Genomic DNA, 22363 nt, shown 5'->3' with positions numbered 1-22363 from the left:
TTAAAAATTAAAAATAATTAGCTTATTCCGGCATATTTAACCAGTATGGACCCAAAGGTACTTTGGGTAGGTCAAAATACTCTGGATATTCAGCCTGGATAAAATACAGACCGTCCGGTGGTGCGGTAACACCGGCTGCTTTACGATCTTCTGCTGCAAAAATATGGTCAATATGGTCAACCCCATACATACCTTGGCCGATTTCCAGCAAACAGCCCATGATATTGCGTACCATATGATGCAGGAAGCCATCCGCCTGAATATCTAGAATCAGATAAGGCCCATGCTGGATCAGGCGGCAGTGACGGACGTGACGTACCGGCTGATTGGACTGGCAGGCTGCTGCACGGAAACTCTCAAAGTTATGTGTGCCTTCAAACTTTGCAGCCGCTTCAATCATCTTTTTGACATCAAGTGGATAGTAAATATGAGTGACCTGTTTATGCAGCAAGGCAGGGCGTACCGGATGGTTATAGACAATATAACGATAACGGCGTGCCTGTGCTTTAAAGCGTGCATGGAAGCCATCATCCATCTCCTTGATCCATTGGATTGAGATATCCTTAGGTAACTGGCTATTTGAGCCCATTAACCAGCCTCGTTCAGAACGCAAGGCATGGGTATCAAAATGTGCGACCATATTGGTCGCATGCACGCCGGCATCGGTTCGGCCTGCACCATGCAGAATAATCGGTTCATCGGCAATTTTACTGAGTACCTTCTCGATGGTTTCCTGAACACTGATTACGCCCGGTTGTTGAGTCTGCCAACCTCGATAATTCGTTCCACAAAACTCAATTCCCACCGCAAAACGCTGCATAATGACCTCAAAACCTGACTAATTGTACCAATGGGCATGCCATTGCTCTACCGTGTCATATTGTAAATACATTTTTAGGGCTTTTGCATAAAGATCAGCATGGCCATAACTTTCATTGAGTAGAATTTTGCAATCATGCACCCATTCAGCAATGGCATAACGCTGATCGGTGGCACCGAAAGGTACTTGAGTAGTTAAGACCAAGATACAGCCTTTGGCATAGAGCTGATTGATAAAATCTACGATCTCTGGATTGACGGCCAGATTGCCGGTTCCAAAGCCTTGCAGGAATAGAAAATGCGGAGGATAGGCCAAAATATTTTTCAGATTATTGAACTGTTGAACTAAATCGATCGGCTGCATCATCAAGCTCATACAGTTAAAATCCAGAGCTTTGGCAATATCGTCTGCTGTAACCTGATGACTTTGCTGGTTGGCCTGAATAGCGATATGCGCATCCAGACCAGCAAAGGCATTCAGCTCAGTGGTATGTTGCTTTAAGGCAGTTTGAGCATGAATCAGTTGCTGATGAAAAGCCAGATAAACACCTGCATTACACTGAGTTACTGAAGCGAGCGCAAAGCTCAGATTGTCCATGGCATCGCTAAATTCGCGTTGCGCATCGCCTTCAGCATTCAGGAGGGGATACTGGCTGCCAGTCAGCACAATATGAGCCGAATTCCCCATAAAATGTGCCAATACTGCGCTGGCATAGCTCAGGGTATCTGTCCCGTGAATAATCACAAAATGTTGTATCTGCTGTACAGATTGCAGATTTTGGATAAATTGCACCAGTTCTAACCAGTCTGTAGCAGTACAGGCACTACTGTCCTTAATCACAGGAGCGCAGTAATACTGAATGAACGGTTGATCTGTAAGTAGCTGTTCCAGTTTTGGAATAAATAAATCGGCAGACATAGGGGCGAGCGGATCACCGACACAGCCAAAGGTGCCGCCCATATAAATCAGTGCAATATCTTTCATCATAAAAAAAGCAGCCAAATGTGACTGCTTTAGTGTAAAGGGAAATTGATTAAGATGCGATTTGATTCAGCAACTGATCGGCTTGCTGACGTTGTGCTGCTGTATATTCAGCTTCACGTTCAGCTATGACTTCACGGGCAGCTGCATAAGCGCCTAACTGGATATATTGCTGTGCCAGCTCCAGGTTAAGGTCCGCTTCATTAACTTCCATCAGTTCCGGGAAGGACTGCACCAATGGATCATGTTGATCGGTTGTTGAAGTCACAGGCGCTGTCGGAATCTCAAAATTCACCCCTGTAGAAACAGGAGCTTCTTTTACAGCTTCGACATTATCAAGTTTAAAATCTAGTCCAGATGTTTCAGTCGCAGCAGGCGTTTCAGTTGCAGGCGTTGCAATATCGAGGCTAGACAGGTCAAACTCAGTCGCAGGTTCGGCTGTTTTTTTCGCTGCAGGTGTTGGAGTGTCTAGAGAGAAAGAGAAATCTAAAGGCTGGATTTCTTCTGTTGTTGCAGGTGCTGATTCTGTTTTTAAGGATATAGATGGTTCAAGCTCAAGCTTAAAATCCAGAACCGGTGCTGACTCAGTTGCTGCTGTTGGAGCAGTCTGGGTTTCAGCAGTATTCATCTGAAGATCAAATTCAACTGAATTATCTGATACAGGCGGAACTTCTTCCGTTTTTACTGGCTCAGCCGCTGGAATCTTCGGTTCAAAGTTGAACTCTAAGGGTTGGATATCAGGTACTGGTTCCGCTACAGCAGCTGGTTTACTCGGTTGCAGTTCCTGTTGTAATGCATCAAATGCCTGTTCGTTTGAAGCGGGGGCGGCAACCAGGTCTGCAAAGGCATCTGTAGAAGGTTTGCTTTCCTGTACAGGAGGGGTTTGTGGCTGAGCACTTGGGAAATCAATAGTATCCTGAACAGCGACCGAAGAGTTTTCAAACTCACGCTTTTTGACCTCAGCCTGAGCCAGAATATCTTCCAGTCCTAGAGAACGGACATGATTAATCAGCTGTGAAATCGCAAATTCATCTTTTTGCAGGATATGAATGTCGAGTAGCAATAAATACAACTCATGTTGAGAATTATCGCGATTCAGTGCCTGATTGATTTGCGCTTCGGCTGCAAAGAAATTACGTTCCTGAATCAGACCTTCAATTTTCTTGCGTGTCTCTGCTGATAGAGGCGTTGCTGATTTTTTAACGACTCCGGCTGGCTCGACCACTTTGGTTCTTTGGGAAGTGGATTTTGATGCAGCGCCAGGTTTTTTCGCTTTTACAGTTTTAGTTTTTGCTTTATCTGATTCTTGAGCATCTTGTCGTTTTTTTATGACAATTAATACGATGATCAATATCACTAATGGAATCACATAAATCAGCATGTTTTACCCCTTGGGGATAGAGTCATTAAGTTCGCCTATCCCAATAAATCGTCATGTGTAACTTTTTAATTAATTGGCTTTTTATCTGCCTGTTGTGCTTTAAGCTGTTGTTGCAGCTGGGCAAGACGAGCATTTAATAATTGAATTCTGTGATCCTTCTGATTGAGTGCCAATTCTAGTTCAGTTACGTTTCTCTGTAATTTAACGGTTTTTTCACGGGCTGTCATAACTTTTAATGACAACTCTTTCGAAGTTCGATTTTCTTTTGTGTTTGAGTTGGCAGAAACCTGGCCGGAATCACGCTGATTCTCGGCAACCAGGCTCATTTCAGCCTCATTCAGGCGATATTTGGTTTTTGCAGCAGGTTTGGAGGGTACTTGAGTGGACTTAATCGCTGCGGCCTGGATCGGAGTTTTCGCAGTATGAATGGTCGCTAAATTAAGCGCTGCACCTTTACGCAAGCGGTTGGCATCGCCTCCAATAAAAGCATGTTCATTCTCACGTTTGATTTGCTGCATGACCTCACTCACTGGACGCTGCTGTTCATTGGCAATCCTGGAAGCAATGCCCCAAAGCGACTCATTTGACTGTACTACATAGGTCGGTTTGACCTGGGTTGAGGTGCTTTGTTTGATGGCTGCCGGCTGTGCTTGAGTTATAGCTGCTAAATTTGGTTTGTCCTGTGCAGTAGTGGATGCCGCCTGCTTGCGTGCCTGTTGTTCTGCATATTTTTTGACAAGTGGATCACTGGACACCATCTGATTTTCAGTGCTTGTCGGTGCAGAAACTTGCGCTGAGGCTGCATTTTTATTTGTTGGATCTACTGCAACTTCAGCTGGTTTTGTTTCAGCCTGAACTTTTGTCGCTGCAGCCTGTAAGTTGGGCGTTGCATCTGCTTGAGTCACCGCTGTGTTGACTGCTTTGGATGGAGTATTTACTGGCGTAGTGTTTACAGTACTAGCCTGCTGTGCACTATGACTTGTCGCTGCTACCGCAGTTTCGGTATTAAGTTTTGTTGGGCTTGCGACTTGAGCTGCAATACTCGATGTCGGCTCATGGGTCACAGCAGCTATCGCTGTTTTAGGAATCGAGCTGGCTGATAATGCAGGAGGTGCTGTGTTTTGTAAGGCTAACGGTTTTTCTGCCACAAACGAGGTGGCTGGTTTGGATGGGGCATTGGTATAGCGCGTACTCACCGGTAAGTTCAGAGCAATATCTTTTTCACTCACGACTACGACAGGCGCGAGGGGCTGTTCAGTCTGTTTCAGGCTGGCCTGTAACAAATCAGTTTTAGGTCTTAATGCAGTACGGATATGCTGTAGGCGTGCTGCATTGCCTTCCTTGATTTTTACAATGATATTTAATTCACGATCAGTGACCGGGCGCGACGAGGTAATGGTAATAACCCCAGTACCATTACTGTTGCGACGGGTGAAAAAATTCAAATGACCCGGTGGCTGATGCGATGCACCCATAGAAATCAGGTCTTCTGGCGAGGCTAAACTTACCTCAATTGGCAAGTTAATATCTGATTGACGGAAATTCATTTCCGCATAAAGCAATTCCCCAGGTGCAGACTGGATTTGTACCGGATCTACATTAATCGCATAAATATTTTGTGAAGCAACAATGGCTAAAATGGCAAGCTTTAATTTGTTATATACAGTCATCTGTGAGCTCAGTCATTATCGCATAGCGAAAATTATAGATTAACGGGATGTTTGTTTTTTGTAAAATACTTACGCAATAGTTACACAAAAAAGCCGATCAATAAAGATCGGCTTTGTGCTTTATTTCTTGACGGAAACTTAAGAGTTTTTATAGTCAATCAAGATGCGCAGCATACGGCGTAAAGGTTCTGCAGCACCCCAAAGTAACTGGTCACCTACTGTGAATGCACCTAGGTATTCTTTACCCATGTTCAGTTTACGCAGACGACCAACAGGTACAGTTAATGTACCAGTGACTGCAACAGGAGTCAGGTCAGTCATTGATGCTTCACGAGTGTTTGGCACAACTTTAGACCAGTCATTTGCATTTGCAATGATATCTTCGATCTCATCCAGTGGAACGTCTTTGCGAAGTTTCAGCGTTAATGCCTGAGAGTGACAACGCATTGCGCCGATACGTACACAGTGGCCATCAATCGGTACAATCTGCTGGTTACCCAAGATCTTGTTGGTTTCAGCCTGACCTTTCCATTCTTCTTTAGACTGGCCGCTTTCCAGCTGCTTGTCGATGTATGGAATCAGAGAACCCGCTAAAGGCACACCGAAGTTTGCAGACGGGAAGCCTTCGCCACGTTGCAATTCAGCAATTTTAGAATCAATGTCCAGAATTGGAGAACGTGGATCATCTAGCAAGTCTTTGGTATTGTTATATAAATAACCCATGCCAGTAATCAGCTCACGCATGTTTTGCGCGCCAGCACCCGAAGCTGCCTGATAAGTCATGGAAGTTGCCCATTCCACCAGATTGTTCTGGAACAGACCGCCTAAGCCCATCAACATCAGAGAAACGGTACAGTTACCGCCCACGAAAGTTTTGGTACCTTTGACCAGACCGTCTTTGATCACATGCATGTTCACCGGATCAAGTACGATGATTGCTTCATCATCCATACGCAGGGTAGATGCTGCATCAATCCAGTAGCCATCCCAGCCTTCAGCTTTCATTTTCGGGAAAACTTCAGTGGTGTAATCGCCACCTTGACAGGTAATAATGACATCCATTTGCTTCAGACTGTTAATGTCTGTTGCATCCATAAGTGCTGGGGCAGTCTTACCACCAAATGCAGGAGCTTCACCACCTGCATTACTGGTAGAAAAATAGAATGGCTCAAAATGAGCAAAATCATTCTCTTCAACCATACGTTGCATAAGGACGGAACCCACCATCCCGCGCCAACCGACCAGACCTACTTTCATGTCACTTTGCCTCGGTGCGTTAAAAAATCAAAAGGGATTCGAGTGTATCAAAAAGGGACGCGACTGCAAGAGCTACACAATCAAAACATCAATATTCTTGAGCGAAATATCTGCTTTATGATACATACAAAATTGATAAAGTAATTTTTCTTTTAGAAAAAATAATAACTTAGTAAAGAGTGTATCTTATGGTAGGGTTTATCCAGATCATGGCAATCGTGGTCATCTGGTTAAGTTTCTGGTCGCTGATTCCCCGAGATGAATGGTGGATTCGTGGTGCAGATTTTCCACGTTTACAGATTCTGGTTTTGGGCTTCATTGCCTTTGTTCTTTTTCTCCTGGTCGATCACCCGTGGACAGCCTTTAATCAGCTGCTTTTTGTTGGTCTGATCGCTGCTTTGGCGTATCAGCTGAAAATGGTCTTGCCTTATACCTTTGTTTGGAAAAAACAGGTCAAGCAGGTCAAGCAGGATCAGCTGGATCCGGATCGTCAGATTTCCCTGATTGTCTCTAATGTCCTTACGACCAATACTAAATATCATTTACTGATTGAACAGATCCAGACCCATCAGCCAGACTTGGTCTTAACGTTGGAAACCGATCAGGCATGGCAGGATGCATTGGCTGTCATTGAGCCAGATTATCCCTATCGGGTACCCGTACCTTTGGATAATCTGTATGGCATGCACCTGTACAGCAAACTTGAGCTGAGTGAGACTGAGGTTAAATTTATTTTGAGCGATGAAATTCCTTCGATTCATACCAAGGTGATGTTACGTTCCGGACAGCCGGTACAGCTCTATTGTCTGCATCCGAAGCCTCCAAGCCCAACTGAAGCCAAAGATTCAACCTTACGTGATGCGGAACTGCTGATTGTAGGGGATCAGATTAAAGATCTGGATGAAAGCAGCATCGTGATGGGAGATCTGAATGATGTGGCCTGGTCACGCACAACACGTTTATTCCAGCGTATTAGCGGTTTGCTTGATCCCCGTGTCGGTCGACGTTATGTGAATACTTTTCATGCCGATTATCCTTTATTGCGCTGGTCGCTTGACCATGTGTTTCACAGCACCGATTTCGCTCTGGTGCATATGGAGCGTTTAAAACACGTCGGATCAGATCATTTTCCAGTTTATCTGGTATTACAAACTGGCCGGGTATTTGAGCATCATCAGGAAGAGCTAGAAGAAACGGATCAGGATGATCAGGAAGCCAAAGAAGCAATTCAGGAAGGAATTGAAAAGGCAGAGAAAGAAGAGAAAAAGGTCACTGATAAGATTGCGATGGCTTATAAGAATGAGGAGAAATTCTTATAGTTTTAGCTGAAAAGTGTACGATATTGCTTACAGCAGTTTCCGCTTCTTGCGAATGGGCAGCACAGAGGAATCCACGTATTCTAAGCTCATCAGCACAGGGAGTCGAGAAAGGATATTCTCATAAGGAAGACGAAGCTGAATGAAAACATCATGGAAATGATGCTGAAAGGGAAATCACAACAACGAAGAAGCAATTATAACATATGAAAGCACAACCTCATTAACCCGGGTTTTACAGGATGTAGAACCCGGGTTAAATTATTTTTGGCTCATTTATTTATTATAATTAATTGATTATTAAAATAAAATTTAAATTAAAAAATGGATATTACCTGAATGGAAGTTATGATTTCCGATCATGATTCAGTCAATGAATCCGAAGTGCTACAGCTCTATCTTGTCAATCAATGGTCAGCTGCAGAAAAACCTCAATTGCTTTTAAAGGCTTTGCAGCATTCTCATAGTCTGGTGACGGCACGTATCAACGGTCGGCTGGTCGGCTTGGGAAATGCGATTTCAGATGGTTATCTGGTGGTGTATTTCCCACATTTATTGGTTCACCCGGAGGTGCAGCGACAGGGTATTGGTCGTCTGATCATGCAAGAAATGCTACAACGTTATTCAGGATTTCATCAGAAAATTCTGGTGGCTGATCAGCATGTCACTGAATTTTATAAAGCTCTAGGTTTTGAGCGTGCAGGGCATACAGAAGCAATGTGGATTTATCAGGGAACGGATCATTGATTTTTCTTGCCAATAATACCGTGCATATTGTCTCTAGTGCTTAATAGATTTTATCGTAGCCTTCAGGACGGGTCTTAAAGCGACGGTGAAACCACATATATTGCGTCGGTGCAATGCGCAACTGGCGTTCAATAATCAGATTTACCCGGGTTGCATCATCGATTTCATCCGCACTTGGCAAGTTCTCTACCGCCGGCTCGATCAGCACACAGTAGCGTGGATTTTTAATATCCCCAGCCCGGTAAAAATAGAGGGGAATTGCAGCAGCTTTGGTCATTTTGAGTAAGCGACGATGTGCAGTCACTGTGGCTGCAGGTACCCCAAAAAAGGGCGCCATTACACCCTGTTTTAAACCAAAATCCTGATCCGGACTGTACCAGATGGCATGGCCATTTTTCAGGTTACGCACCAGACCACGCATATCATCATGGTCAATCTGGTTGGCATAAATGGTGGCACGGCAACGGTAAATCAGCATATCAAGCAGGGGATTATTTTGTGGTCGATACACCACATCTGGCTCAAAATACTGTGCACATAAATAACCGCCGGCATCTAGCAAAGTCGAGTGGGTGCCGAGCAATAAAGCCCCTTTACCTTCTGCCTGAGCCTGCTGGATATGTTCCAGCCCTTCAATTTGTACCCGGCCTTTAAACCATTTTGGGCAATACCAGGCATTCAAGGTCTCAAATACACCGAGCATCTGGTCAATAAAGACCATACGGGCATTGTCCTGAACTTCTTGAGCTGACCATTCCGGGAAACAGACTTCCAGATTGCGAAGCGTGGTTTCACGGCGAGATTTCAAATATTTAAATGCCATCTGGCCGAGTAAATCTGCCAGACGATGCTGAATCGCCCAAGGTAAGATGGCCAGAATCATCAGAAATACAATACCCACCCAGATACCCCAGTATTGGGGTAACAGGAATGACCATTGAAATTCACCGGGTTTGTATTCTGGCGTTCGACTCATAAATTCAATATTTGAAATCAAAGATGTCAGCAGTGTAGCAGAAGAGCTTTTTGAAATAAAAAACTGCAAATTAAAAAAGCACCTGTACGAATACAGATGCTTAGTGACTAGGCGATTGAAAGATTAACCCTTGGTCATATTTTCCAGTTCGTCCCAACGTTCCATTTTTTCCAGCAAAATCTCATCAATTTCGCCTAAACGTTCAGATGCTTTAGTCGCTGCTGCGGCATCTGTGACAAACCAGGAACCATCCGCCAGTTTATCGGAAAGTTCAGCTTGTTCTTTTTCCAGTGCTTCAATTTCAGCCGGTAACATTTCCAGTTCACGCTGATCTTTATAGCTGAGTTTTTTCTTCGGAGCCGGTGCTGCAGGTGTAACCGCTGCTTCGGCTTTGGCCTGAGCTTTTTTGACAGCCATTTTCTGGTCAACCACAGTCTGATCTGGACGTTGTTCCAGATAATCCTGATAGCCACCGACATATTCATCAATATTGCCTTTGCCATCAAAGACCCAGGTTGATGTGACGACGTTGTCCATAAAAGCACGGTCATGCGAGATCAGTAGCAGGGTGCCTTTGTATTCCGCCAGCATTTCTTCCAGCAGTTCCAGCGTCACCATATCCAGATCGTTGGTCGGTTCATCCATCACGATCAGGTTTGATGGTTTCAGTAACAGCTTAGCCAGCAGAATACGGTTACGTTCACCGCCAGATAGAGCTTTAACTGGCGTACGCGCACGTTCTGGCGAGAACAGAAAGTCTTGCAGATAGCTGTAGATATGACGACGTTGACCATTTACATCGACATGATCCGAACCTTCCGAAACGTTATCTTTAACTGATTTTTCCAGATCCAGCACATTACGTAGCTGGTCAAAATAAGCAATTTCCAGCTGGGTTCCGGTTTTGACTGTACCGCCATGCTCGATTTCTCCCAGAATGGCTTTGATCAGTGTAGTTTTACCGACACCATTATCACCCACCAGACCGATCCGATCGCCACGCATTACCAGCGCCGAGAAATCATTAATGATCGGTGCATTGTCACCAAACTTCACGCTGAGATGTTCAATCTCGAACACCACTTTACCTGAACGTTGGGCCTCCTGAGTCGACATGTTGACTTTACCCTGCTGGAAGCGGCGTGCTTTAGACTCTTCACGCAATTCTTTTAGAGCACGGACACGACCTTCGTTACGGGTACGGCGCGCTTTAATGCCTTGACGAATCCAGGCTTCTTCTTCAGCCAGTTTTTTCTCGAACAGGGCATTTTGCTTTTCTTCTGCTTCTAGCTGCTGAGCTTTCAGGTCGAGGTAACGTGAATAGTTGCCTTCATAGCTACGCAAAATACCACGGTCTAGTTCGACAATACGGGTCGCAATACTGTCCACAAAGGCACGGTCATGCGAAATAAATAGTAAGGTCAGATTGTTTTGCTCGAGCAGGAATTTTTCCAGCCATTCAATACTTTCGACATCCAGATGGTTGGTCGGTTCGTCGAGTAACAGCACATCAGGTTGGGTGAGTAAGGCACGTGCCAACAGAACACGGCGCTTACGACCGCCAGATAAATCGGCCAGATCCGCTTCCGGATCCAGTCCCATTTTACTCAGGATTGAGTTGACCTTAGTTTCTAAAGCCCAGCCATCCAGCTGGTCCATCTGATGCTGCAAATGTCCCATACGGTCGCAGGCTTCCATATCACCGAGCACGCAAGCTTCACTGGCTTCATGATAGGCACGCAATACTTCTGAAGCTTCACCAGCGCCGTCGGCAACAATATCTGCAACCTTGCCAGAATCCATCGGCACGTCTTGGGCCAGCATGGAAATGGTGATGCCATTTTGTAACGAAACTTCACCACTATCCGGGAGTAAACTTCCTTCAATCAGTTTAAGTAAGGTAGACTTACCCTCACCATTACGGCCAATCAAACATACTCGTTCACCGCGTTCCAAATTAAAGTTGGCGCCGTCGAGCAAGGCAGGTCCGCCAAATGCCAGTTGGACATCCCTTAAAGTAATATAGGCCATAATGTTAATGTTTCCTGAAATCCCAAATGAGGACTTAAAATGACTAAACAACAAAATCTAAATGATCAGGCGTCATTTTCCGCACCCATTGAAGATTTGCAAGTGCGAATTGCATTTTTAGATGATTTAGTTGAACAGTTGAATCAACAGGTCACTCGCCAGAATCTGGAAATTGCCGATTTAAAAAAACAAATGCAGTTGTTATATCAACGTGTTGAGTCTGCAGATTTGTCCGAAGGAATTGATGCTTTTGATCCGGTCACCAACCGTCCACCGCATTATTAATTTACAAATAATTTTAAAAAAGAAAGCAAAAAAAGCCCTCCAGGCGCGAGGGTTTTCTTTTAAGCTGGTGAAGCTCGATAAACCTAAACCAAGTCACCATTTTTATTCCGTCCAAGATGATCTTTAAAATCTAAATATCGTCATGGAAGGTGGAAACTATTTGACCTTTCACACACTTCCTACTCTAATAGTATTTTCTAGCTCAGTTTTTAATCTTGCCTTATGCGCCAAAAAGTTGTCCTTCTTGATCTCGAAAATAACTTTCCTACAGCCAAGCTGTTACGTGACATCGTTGAACATTATCCGACCTTGTATCTGTTTAACTGTGCCGGAAAATTCGAGTTTGCTCTAGAAGAACTAACTGAGTTGGCCAGCTGGATCAGCAGTGGACAAATTATCATTCTGGATGTCCCGGAAGCAGAGCATAAGGAATATGAATATGCCGTGATTGTGGGTCAGCTAATGGCTTTGCTAGAAGCAGATACTCATGTCGAGCTGATTTCAGCCATGGATAACAGTGAAATGCTAATGCAGATGCTACAGGCTTCAGATATTGATTGCAGCCTGATTCAGGTGTTGCCAGAGAATGCATCCACAGAGACTCAAGATAAACCTAAAATCCAGTTGCCGAGTATTGAAGCCATTAAAGCAAAACCAGCTTTGCAGCTAGTGAAAAAATATTGTGATGCGCTCGGCAAGATGAGTGGCAAACCGACCACGCTCGAAACCTTAAAAAATTCTGTCACCAATATTCTGCAAGTTTTACCAGGCAAAGCGCAGCATGTAGTTGGCATGCTGATTAATCTGAAAATAGTCAAACGCTATGACGAGCAGATCAGTTTCCGTAAAAAAGTGCTGAAACAGTGGATGCAGCTGGATATCAATGACAACCAACCTGCTGAAAAACCAGCTTTGGATCAGGTGGTCTCGAAGCTTAATCCTGAAGAGCCTGTTGTTGCACCTGCTCAATCTCCAATTCAGTCTGCCCAGCAAGATCTGTTCAAAAACTTTAATAAAATTGATCCGGTACAGCTCGAAGTTGCGCGCAAGCTGCGCGAATTACAGGGAAATAAGCCTAAAGATATTTATGAATTACGTGATTTGCTCGAGCAGTTATTTCCAAAGTCAGATGTCCGTCTTTTACTTAAAGAATTGATTGAAAAAGGATATATTTATTGGAATGGTCACGAAGTGTTATATAGTCATGAGATGTTTCTGAATTAGAATAATCTCATGAGGGCATATGAAAAAAATACTGTTACTGGATATTGAAAATCAGCCTAAAACAGAAAATGAGTTACTCAGCCTACTCAAATCTTATGCCCTCGTTTATCTGGTTTATGCAAAATCACCTGTAGCCTTGAGTCTGGATGGATTGCAAAATTTGTCTGATCATGTAGTTCAAAAACGTCTGGTTCTCATTAAAATGCCAAAAACCGGACCTGATGCTGCTGATTTTGGCTTGGCATTTGTAGCCGGGCAGTTGTCTGTACAAATGCAGGCATCTGAAGCTGAATTTGATATCATGTCGAATGATAAGAAATTTGAATATATTGTCGATTTACTCAAAGTCATGGGGTTTCAGGCACAACAGAAGAAAAAAGAAATTCAGTCCACATGTTCCACTAAATTATCTTTAGAGCACATTCATCCAGAAAAAGCTGAATTCAAACTGCTTTTCGCTGCGGTTAAACTGTTAGTGAAAAATCAGCCCAAACAATTTAACTCTCTCAACAATGCCTTAAAGTCCTGGCTAAAAGGCACTTCTGCCACTATCAAGCAGGTCATTGGCCAGTTAAAAAATTATCAGCTGATTCGGATTCAGGATCAAAAAGTAAGTTATGAGCTAAACCGGATGCGCGAACTGTTAAAACTGGAAGCGCTCAAACAATCGAAACCAGTAGCCATTACTTTACCAAGTATTGCTGATATTCAGTTAAAACCTCATTTACAGCGGGTCAAAATCTATAGTGATTATCTGGCGAAGAGTGGAAGTAGCCGTCCGGCCAAAACAGCAAGTTTATTAAATTCAGTACGCTCAATCTTAGGCTTAGAACACCAGCAAGCAGCGCAAGATTTCATTCAGGTTTTAAAGAAGCAGGATATTTTCAAACAGGACAATACCAAGCTGATTTATAACAGCCAGCTCATACAGGCTTGGGCCAATCTGGATGAGTCCTGCCTGATTCCAATGGCGATACAAGCGCATATCATCAATCAGCCAAAAACTGAAATCTTATCTTAAAACAAAGACGTAAAAGTAATAAGTACAGAGAATAAAATAGTATTTCGCAAGCGGTGCTTGCCTTTTATAGCGGGCTTATGCAAATCTAATATAAGAACATAAAGGTTGAACTATGGAAAATACCGGAATCTGGGTGGCAGTTGTCATCATCGTTTTCGTACTGGGGTCTATTTTTGGTCTGCGTGTGAGTCCTAGAGAAAAGGCATTAGGACTCATGCGTGATAAAGCCCGCAAGATGGGCTTACATCCACGTCTGGTGGTTGCACCTGACTGGACTAATATTCCCAAGGTGACTGAAAGTCGTGCCAGTATGGTGGCCTATTATAGTGTGCTGCTTCCAGATGCCCGTTTACCGCTGATGCGTGCCCGCGTGGTTGATAACAAACTTGAACTGGTGCATGGGGATGACAAATTTAAAGATTTTCCCATTGCATTAAAGGGCATTTATGCTATTGATATGCAGGCAAACTGTGTAGGACTCTATTGGGATGAAGAATCTGACCTTAGAGCCACGCAACTTGATGACATCAAGGCACTATTACATTCTTTGGCTGAACTTTAATTTTAGAAATAAACAGGATTAAACGGTTAATATGGCGAACGCTCCTCGGTCCACATCAAAAAGCAGCACGGCGAAGTCTTCCGACGCTGGAAGTAAACGTGCCTTGGTGATTGTGGAGTCGCCTGCAAAAGCGAAAACAATCAACAAGTATCTCGGTTCAAACTACATCGTGAAATCTTCGGTGGGTCATGTGCGTGACTTGCCGACGGGCGGCTCTGCGAAAACTGCAGAGAAAAAACCGGTGACCCGAACCAAGCTGACTGAAGCAGAAAAAGCAGAAAAATCACAGCAGGCGTTGATTAACCGGATGGGTGTCGATCCAGAACATGACTGGAAAGCCAAATATGAAGTCCTTCCGGGCAAGGAAGGCGTAGTCGCTGAACTGAAAAAACTGGCATCGCAAGTCGATGAAGTCTATCTCGCAACGGATTTGGACCGTGAAGGGGAAGCGATTGCCTGGCACTTAAAAGAAGTGATCGGCGGTGATGATTCGCGCTACCAGCGTGTGGTCTTTAACGAAATTACCAAAAATGCCATTCAGGAAGCGTTTAAACAGCCCTCACGTCTAGATACCAATAAGGTCAATGCCCAGCAGGCGCGCCGTTTCCTGGACCGTGTCGTCGGCTTCATGATTTCGCCACTGCTATGGGAAAAAATTGCCCGTGGTCTGTCTGCGGGGCGTGTACAGTCTGTCGCTGTAAAGCTGGTCGTAGAACGTGAACGTGAAATTCGTAAGTTCATTCCTGAAGAATACTGGCAGGTTTTTGCAGATACCAAATCCAAGAAAGATGATATTCGTCTGGAAGCGGTCAAGCAAAATGGCAAGACTTTAAAGCTGCATAATAAAGCTGAAACAGATGCTTTACTGAATCTGATCAAAGACGCCGAATATAAAGTTATTAGCCGTGAAGATAAACCGACCAAGGTCAATCCAAGCGCGCCGTATATCACGTCCACCTTGCAACAGGCCGCAAGTACCCGTCTAGGTTTCTCGGTGAAGAAAACCATGATGCTGGCACAGCGCCTGTATGAAGCTGGTTTCATTACCTATATGCGTACTGACTCCACCTTCCTGAGTGATGATGCAGTCAACATGGTGCGCGGTCATATCGAATCTGAATATGGCGAGAAATATCTGCCAGCCAAGCCGAACCGTTATGGTAATAAAGCTGGCGCGCAGGAAGCCCACGAAGCCATTCGTCCATCTAATGTCGCGCTGAAAGGCGATAGTCTGGCTGGAGTGGAACGTGATGCACAGCGTCTGTATGACCTGATCTGGCGTCAGTTTGTAGCTTGTCAGATGACACCAGTAGAATATTTATCATCGACTATTTTAGTGGATGCGAATGGTGTTGAACTGAAAGCCAAAGGTCGTACCCTAGTATTTGATGGTTTCACCAAAGTTCGTGGCCAGAACAAATCTGATGATGATGTACTGTTACCGGCAGTGAAAGTGGGCGAAGTACTGAAACTGGAAAAACTTGATCCATCTCAGCATTTTACCAAGCCACCGGCACGTTTTACTGAAGCATCTTTAGTCAAAGAGCTTGAGAAAAAAGGTATTGGTCGTCCTTCGACTTATGCCGCCATTATCTCGACCATTCAAGATCGTGGTTACGTAAAACTGGAAAACCGTCGTCTCTTTGCTGAGAAGATGGGTGAGATCGTCACCGATCGTCTGGATGAAAGTTTCAATAACCTGATGAACTACGACTTTACTGCAGACCTTGAAGGTCAGCTGGATAAAGTGGCAGATGGTGAACGCAACTGGAAAGATCTGTTAGACAGCTTCTATGGTGATTTCAAGAAACGTCTGACCAATGCTCAGGGTGAAAACGGCATGCGCCGTAATCAGCCTGTAGAAGTTGAAGCAGTCCATTGTAAAGAATGTGACCGTCCGATGCAGATCCGTACCGGCACAACGGGTGTATTCCTGGGCTGTTCGGGTTATAACCTGCCACCGAAAGAACGTTGTAAAGGTACATTGAACCTGACTCCGGTTGAATCTCTGGCAGCATTATCTGATGATGATGCAGCAGAAACTGCGGATCTGATGTCGAAAAAACGTTGTCCAGTCTGTGGCACTGCGATGGACAGCTATGTGATTGATGGTGGCCGTAAGCTGCATATCTGTGGGAATAACCCGGACTGCGCTGGTTATGAGCTGGAAGAAGGCGAGTTCAAGATCAAGGGTTATGATGGCCCAACCATTCCATGTGACAAATGTGATGGTGAAATGCAGCTGAAAACCGGTCGTTTTGGTCCATATTTTGCCTGCACCAGCTGTGAAAACACCCGTAAAGTCCTGAAGAATGGTCAGCCTGCGCCTCCGCGTGTTGATCCGATCAAGATGGAACACTTGCGTTCAACCAAGCATGACGATTTCTTTGTTCTGCGTGATGGCGCAGCCGGTCTGTTCCTGGCCGCCAGCAAGTTCCCGAAAGTCCGTGAAACGCGCGCACCGAAGGTCGCAGAACTGCGTACTGTGGCGGATCAGCTAGATCCAAAATATCAGTTTATTTTGCAGGCACCAGATGTGGACCCTGAAGGAAATCCAACCTTGGTGAAATTCAGCCGTAAGAACCAGTCTCAATATATTGGTTCGGAAACCCCTGAAGGCAAGCAAACCAAATGGTCGCTGGTCTATCAGGATGGCAAATGGGTTGAGGCCTAAGCTATAAGACATCAAGAAAATGCTGACGAAAGTCGGCATTTTTTTATGACTAAGTATTTTTGATCAACACAGTTCTAGGATATTCTAGGCGTTAAATAATAAAAGATTAAAATAGGAATCATGCATGACTTGGCTAGATAAATTCCTGTTCTTAAGTATCGGATTAGGATCTATCCTCTATTTCATGCTTGGAAAGATTAATGAAATGGGTATTCCTATGGATCGGGGAATGATGATTATTTTGGTGATTATTATGTCGCTGGTTACTTTGAGCTGTGTTTTATATCTACGCTCTGAAGATCAAAAAACGAAACAAAAATAACTTTTAAATAAACTCTCTATTGGCATGTTCATATGTGGAAAAAAATCCGAATCCTGATTTTATTGATGATTTTATTTGTGGTGGCAATTAACGCTTATCGGGATCAGAATCAGGACTGGAACAAACCAATCTTTGTTCTGTTGCATCCGATCAATGCAGATGGATTGGCAACCACACAGCAATATATCCAGCAATTATCTGCTCAGGATCTAAAAGGGACACAAGAATATCTGGAAAAAGCGGCCCAGCAGTACCGTGGACAGCCTACTTATTTTTATTTTAATCTGGGACGTGAACTCAAAGAATTGCCGCCTAAAGTGCCGGAGCAGGCCTCCTTACTTGGCACCATTTTATGGAGTCTAAAATTCCGTTTCTATGCCTGGCAACAGCAGCAAGGTTCAGATCCTTCCTCGAACGTTACTCTCTTTTTAAATTATTATGATCCTGTACACACCCAGCAGTTAAAGCATTCAACAGCTCTGCAAAAAGGCCGGATTGGTTCAGTTAATCTATTTGCTTCAAGCAGACAGTCTGACCAGAATAAAATTGTTCTGGTACATGAATTACTGCATGCCTTTGGTGCTTCAGATAAATATGATCTCGCCACAGGCCAGCCGATATATCCCGTGGGTTATGCCAATCCGAATCAGCAGCCTTTATTTCCCCAAACTAAAGCTGAGCTGATGGCGGGTCACATTCCAGTATCGCAAAGCACCAGTAAAATGCCGGAATCTTTAAATCAGACCCTGATTAATGAAATCACGGCAATTGAACTTGGCTGGAAAAAATAATTAACAAAGTGCTGAATAAACTGGCATAACTTACTATTTTTATAGATAAACTCAGTGAGTTTCTAACAAATTTCTCCATGATTTAAGAGCATAATCAAAGTTATAGCCAATGACTTGAGAAGAATATGAAGACTGTTGGAAATGATCTGGTTCGGCATCAATTGCATGAAAACCGTAAATGGTATTTAGGCCTGGGTGCCTTATTAGTGTTATTTGGAATCGTACTGTTAGCATCACTGCCTTTTGCCACCTTATCCGTAGTATTCCTGTTTGGGGTCCTGATGATGATAGGTGGAGTAGTTCATCTGATCGCCGGGATTAAAATCTTCGATGGGGCATTTCGCTGGCTCTGGCTGCTATTCGGTATCATCTATTTTATTGCGGGCTATTATGCCTTTAGCACGCCAGCGAAAACTGCGATTGTACTGACCCATCTGCTTGCGATTGCTTTGATTGTGGCGGGAATAATTCGCGTCTTCAATGCTTTTATCTTTAAAGCATTCCGCGGCTGGGGCTGGACTTTATTTTCCGGAATTTTGACTTTAGTTACAGGTATCCTGATTCTATTGTCACCGAATGCACCGTTCTGGGTTCTAGGTGCTTTTCTGGCAATCGATATTTTGTTCCAAGGAATTAACTATCTGACTTTGGCTTCCTATATCAAGCATCGTGTGCCAAAAAGCTCCGCAGATCTTTAAGTAAGACCAGTATAAAAAAGAGCGCGAATCAGCGCTCTTTTTTTATTGGCATATTCAGCTTTGCCTGTAAGATGGGTATGCATTTCAAATTAGTATAAAACCTATCACGCGGCCGATCATATTCATGAAAACCTTTGTTCTAGCTCCAGATTCTTTTAAGGAAAGTATGACTGCCGAGCAGGCTTGTCAGGCGATGCAGCGTGGTATTTTGCAGGTCTTTCCGGATGCAAATTGTATCACTGTACCAATGGCAGATGGTGGTGAGGGAACTGTAGATGCATTAATTTCAAGCCTAAAGGGTGAACGAGTAACGTGCCAAGTCACCGGACCATTAGCCAGTCAGTCGATCGAAACTTACTTTGGCTTGGTTGATGCTGGTCAGACCGTAGTGATTGAAATGGCCAAGGCAAACGGGATTCATCTGCTCGAAGTTGCTCGGCGTAATCCTATGCTGACTTCAACCTATGGGACGGGTGAAATGATCAAGCAAGCACTGGATCTTGGTGTAAAGAAAATCATTATTGGACTTGGTGGCAGTATCACTAATGATGGTGGTTCCGGGATGGCGCAAGCATTGGGTGTGCAGTTTTTTAATGCTACAGGTGGAGTCATGCAGGTCTGTGGCGGTAATCTCAACCAGATTGATCGAATTGATTTTTCTCGCTTAGACTCCCGGTTAAAAAATACAGAAATCCTAATCGCTTCAGATGTGAATAATCCACTCTGTGGACCGAATGGTGCTTCAGTGATCTTTGGGCCGCAGAAAGGTGCAACATCGGAAATGGTGCAACAACTGGATCGAAATCTAAGACATTTTGCTGATCTGGTTGAAACAAGCTTAGATATTTCTTTTAAAAACTTTCCCGGCGCAGGGGCAGCCGGTGGGTTAGGTTTTGGGTTGATGGCGTTTGCAGGAGCAAAGCTGCAATCCGGTGTAGCGTTAATTATGGAACAAAATAGGCTAGCAGAAAAAATTGCAGATGCAGATTATGTTTTCACTGGCGAGGGCAAGATTGATCATCAGACTGCTTTAGGAAAAACCCCGTTTGGCGTAGCTCAGGTCGCCCAGCAATTGAATAAACCGGTAATTGCGTTTGCAGGTTTGGTCGGTGAGGGGATTGAGTCACTGTATCAGGCCGGATTTAGTCAGATTTTCGGAATTAATCCACCAGATTGTTTATTGGAAGATGCCTTAAAGAATGCAGAAATCAATCTGGAAAAAGCGGTGGTTCAAACTGTTCAAAATATTCAGGAACAGGATGTTTGAGTAAGATGTTCATTGCCACAAAAGCTTTATAAAAAGATAAATATAAACGCGTAAGCAGATTTTACTTTTCAGGGATGAGAATCCTCAAAATATATTTTGATTTCGCAAGGTAACAAAAATTCTTTGCTGGATTTAGGGTATATCCCTATACCTCAATCCAGCGGAAGGCATCTATGCCGTCAACCCTATAGCTCATTAAGAATAAAAGTTCGGTCTGTTTCAGAGCAGCTCAAAGCTATAATAAGAGTGATCTGTTAAACTACACCTATCCACAAATTGATGAGTGACCATGAGTTTAGCCTCCCTGATTGATGAACTGAATCCGCAACAAAAGCAAGCTGCGACGACAGAAGCAAAGCACAGTTTGGTTTTGGCTGGGGCAGGCTGTGGCAAGACCAAAACTATCGTGGCACGTGCAGCTTATCTGATTGATCAAGGCGTACCAGCGAATCAGATTCAGATTCTGACCTTTACTCGTCGTGCGGCGAGTGAAATCGTGGCACGGGTGGAACTGGCACTCGGTGAACAGGCCAAAGGCTTACGTGCATCTACGTTTCATACCTTCTGTATGTATCTGCTGCGCCGGATTCCAAAGGCTTTTGGTCTGGAACAGTTTTCAATTATTGACCGTGATGATCAGCTGATGATGTTCCGCCTGATTCGCGGGCGTGATGACAAGAAAAATCCGAATTATCTGCCGAAGCCACAGGAACTCTGTGACCTATATTCCTTTGCGCGGAATACCCGGCAAAAACTGAGTCTGGCTTTGGAGAAACAGATGCCGGAATATCTGGCGCTGAAAGACCAGATTGCCGACATCATGAAAGAATATGAAGCGCGTAAGCGTGCGCGTAGTTTTCTGGATTATGACGATATCCTCGCTGTGGTGGCGACTGCTTTGGCACAGTCTGAAGGTCTGGTGGACTATGTGGCTTCGATCTGTCGGCATATGCTGGTGGATGAAATGCAGGATACTAACCCACTGCAATGGGCATTACTCGAACCTCTCAAAGAACATATTAGCCTGTTCTGTGTTGGAGATGATGCGCAGTCAATTTATGGTTTCCGTGGTGCTGATTTTGAAAATATTCATCATTTCAAAGAGCGTGTCCCTGATGCCCAGATTTTTAAATTAGAAAAGAATTATCGTTCAACCCAGGAAATTCTGGACTTGTCCAACTGGCTGCTGGATCAATCCGAAATCAAATATGATAAGCGTCTGGATGCGCATCGCGGTGAAGGCATCAAGCCAAAGATGCATATTTTCCCGAATGAGTTTGATGAAGCCAAATGGATCGCGATTGATATTAAAGAGCGCCACTATCTGCAAGGCAGCAAATGGTCCGATCATATGGTGCTGGTACGTTCCAGTTATGCAGCGCGACATATTGAAGCAGCCTGTATCGCGGCCAATGTTCCGTATCGATTCATCGGCGGGATGAAACTGTTAGAAACTGCACATGTAAAAGATCTGCTCAGCCTGTTGCGTGTGGTTGCCAATCCGCTGGACGATATTGCCTGGATGCGTTTTTTAACGTTGTGGAATGGCGTCGGTGATGTGGGTGCCAGCAAACTGTCTCAACAACTTTTAGCTGAGCCAGAGATGGAAAAGATTGCCGACAAGCTAGAAAAATTCGGCAAGATTCCGCTAGAAACTATTCTGATCATGAAACAAATGGCGGTACTCAAAACCGAAGTACAGGCTTGTGTTGGTTTGGCGGTACAGGCGATTGAAGCACAACTGGCCGAGAACTATAAGAAAGACTGGAGCCGCCGTCAGGGGGATTTCGAATTGGTAAAACAGCTGGCTTCCAAGCATGCACAAGTGAGTGAATTTCTGGAAGAGTATGTGCTCGATCCGGTCTCTATTTCCGAAATTGAACGCCAGTCGGATACAGATGTGGTGACCCTCATTACCATTCACTCGGCCAAGGGTACGGAACAGAAAGTCTGTTATGTGGCCAATGTCACGCCGGGACAATATCCGCATGCACGGGCGCAAGGGGATTTCGATGATGTCGAGGAAGAGCGTCGTGTGCTATATGTAGCTTTGACCCGTGCACAGAATGAACTGATTCTGACCAAGCAAAACCTGAATCACTGGGCACGTGAAACGGTGGATGAGCAGGGGCGTAAAATTGAAAGCTATTTTCTCAATGATTTGACCCGCAATTTATGTGTCACAGAAACCCATTACAAAACCCGTCAACAGACTGTGAAAAGTGCTTTAATTGAGCGCCAGTCGATTAATTTAGATTTTGGGATTGATCTCGATTAAACTATCCCTTCTGGGTTTGACGCAAAAAGTAGGGTAGGCACGTGCTTTTTGATTATTTTTGC

General features: G+C 44.3%; 19 protein-coding genes. 12 read left to right on the top strand and 7 right to left on the bottom strand.

Annotated elements, in window-relative coordinates:
* Positions 1-22: 22 nt before the first annotated feature.
* The 5 genes from truA to asd all read right to left on the bottom strand — a co-directional run bounded on the left by truA (position 23) and on the right by asd (position 6109).
* Positions 23-820, bottom strand: coding sequence for a tRNA pseudouridine(38-40) synthase TruA (gene truA / locus AC4MCD_RS12555; protein WP_034702377.1), 798 nt, complete (start codon positions 818-820; stop codon positions 23-25).
* Positions 821-838: 18 nt separating this feature from the next.
* Positions 839-1807, bottom strand: coding sequence for an asparaginase domain-containing protein (locus tag AC4MCD_RS12550; protein WP_419363722.1), 969 nt, complete (start codon positions 1805-1807; stop codon positions 839-841).
* Between the two features lie 46 nt (positions 1808-1853).
* Positions 1854-3182, bottom strand: coding sequence for a T4P machinery localization factor FimV (gene fimV / locus AC4MCD_RS12545; protein WP_491876212.1), 1329 nt, complete (start codon positions 3180-3182; stop codon positions 1854-1856).
* 65 nt (positions 3183-3247) lie between these two features.
* Complete coding sequence (locus AC4MCD_RS12540; protein WP_419363718.1) at positions 3248-4852, bottom strand: FimV/HubP-related protein; 1605 nt, start codon at positions 4850-4852, stop codon at positions 3248-3250.
* 138 nt (positions 4853-4990) lie between these two features.
* Positions 4991-6109, bottom strand: coding sequence for an aspartate-semialdehyde dehydrogenase (asd, locus tag AC4MCD_RS12535; protein ID WP_166136231.1), 1119 nt, complete (start codon positions 6107-6109; stop codon positions 4991-4993).
* Positions 6110-6297: 188 nt separating this feature from the next.
* Between asd and AC4MCD_RS12530 the strand changes: the two genes are divergently transcribed.
* Both AC4MCD_RS12530 and AC4MCD_RS12525 read left to right on the top strand, forming a co-directional pair.
* The gene (locus AC4MCD_RS12530) at positions 6298-7428 is read left to right on the top strand and encodes an endonuclease/exonuclease/phosphatase family protein (protein ID WP_419363714.1); all 1131 of its coding nucleotides are present in this window, start codon (positions 6298-6300) and stop codon (positions 7426-7428) included.
* 336 nt (positions 7429-7764) lie between these two features.
* A complete protein-coding gene (locus tag AC4MCD_RS12525) occupies positions 7765-8172 on the top strand; it encodes a GNAT family N-acetyltransferase (RefSeq protein WP_419363712.1) in 408 nt (135 codons plus the stop codon).
* Between the two features lie 40 nt (positions 8173-8212).
* Here the strand turns inward: AC4MCD_RS12525 and AC4MCD_RS12520 are convergent, their stop codons facing one another.
* Complete coding sequence (locus AC4MCD_RS12520) at positions 8213-9148, bottom strand: LpxL/LpxP family acyltransferase (RefSeq protein WP_491876211.1); 936 nt, start codon at positions 9146-9148, stop codon at positions 8213-8215.
* Between the two features lie 123 nt (positions 9149-9271).
* On the bottom strand, positions 9272-11179 hold the full coding sequence (locus AC4MCD_RS12515) for an ATP-binding cassette domain-containing protein (protein ID WP_419363708.1): 1908 nt from the start codon (positions 11177-11179) through the stop codon (positions 9272-9274).
* A 39-nt stretch (positions 11180-11218) separates the two neighbouring features.
* On the opposite strand from AC4MCD_RS12515, the gene AC4MCD_RS12510 reads away from it, so the two are divergent.
* From AC4MCD_RS12510 to AC4MCD_RS12465, 10 genes are all read left to right on the top strand, one after another.
* The gene (locus AC4MCD_RS12510) at positions 11219-11464 is read left to right on the top strand and encodes a SlyX family protein (protein ID WP_004781873.1); all 246 of its coding nucleotides are present in this window, start codon (positions 11219-11221) and stop codon (positions 11462-11464) included.
* A 222-nt stretch (positions 11465-11686) separates the two neighbouring features.
* Positions 11687-12688: a hypothetical protein gene (locus tag AC4MCD_RS12505; RefSeq protein WP_419363706.1), complete on the top strand. Its 1002-nt coding sequence runs from the start codon at positions 11687-11689 to the stop codon at positions 12686-12688.
* A gap of 19 nt (positions 12689-12707) precedes the next feature.
* Positions 12708-13709: a PIN domain-containing protein gene (locus AC4MCD_RS12500; protein ID WP_491876210.1), complete on the top strand. Its 1002-nt coding sequence runs from the start codon at positions 12708-12710 to the stop codon at positions 13707-13709.
* A gap of 112 nt (positions 13710-13821) precedes the next feature.
* Positions 13822-14271 (top strand): ammonium transporter, encoded by a 450-nt coding sequence (locus AC4MCD_RS12495; protein WP_005232313.1) that lies wholly within the window; start codon positions 13822-13824, stop codon positions 14269-14271.
* Positions 14272-14302: 31 nt separating this feature from the next.
* Positions 14303-16945 carry a type I DNA topoisomerase gene (topA, locus tag AC4MCD_RS12490; protein ID WP_491876209.1) on the top strand — a complete coding sequence of 881 codons (2643 nt, stop codon included), beginning with the start codon at positions 14303-14305 and terminating at the stop codon, positions 16943-16945.
* 124 nt (positions 16946-17069) lie between these two features.
* The gene (locus AC4MCD_RS12485) at positions 17070-17267 is read left to right on the top strand and encodes a hypothetical protein (protein ID WP_034169867.1); all 198 of its coding nucleotides are present in this window, start codon (positions 17070-17072) and stop codon (positions 17265-17267) included.
* 32 nt (positions 17268-17299) lie between these two features.
* Positions 17300-18058: a hypothetical protein gene (locus AC4MCD_RS12480; RefSeq protein ID WP_419375009.1), complete on the top strand. Its 759-nt coding sequence runs from the start codon at positions 17300-17302 to the stop codon at positions 18056-18058.
* A gap of 125 nt (positions 18059-18183) precedes the next feature.
* A complete protein-coding gene (locus AC4MCD_RS12475) occupies positions 18184-18756 on the top strand; it encodes an HdeD family acid-resistance protein (protein WP_419363698.1) in 573 nt (190 codons plus the stop codon).
* Between the two features lie 124 nt (positions 18757-18880).
* The gene (locus AC4MCD_RS12470) at positions 18881-20023 is read left to right on the top strand and encodes a glycerate kinase (protein ID WP_419375008.1); all 1143 of its coding nucleotides are present in this window, start codon (positions 18881-18883) and stop codon (positions 20021-20023) included.
* Between the two features lie 289 nt (positions 20024-20312).
* Positions 20313-22301 carry an ATP-dependent helicase gene (locus tag AC4MCD_RS12465; RefSeq protein ID WP_180068606.1) on the top strand — a complete coding sequence of 663 codons (1989 nt, stop codon included), beginning with the start codon at positions 20313-20315 and terminating at the stop codon, positions 22299-22301.
* The last annotated feature ends 62 nt before the right edge of the window (positions 22302-22363 follow it).

The sequence above is a fragment of the Acinetobacter sp. CAU_H_78 genome, assembly GCF_058599365.1.
This window is presented reverse-complemented; position numbering and strand designations above follow the sequence as displayed.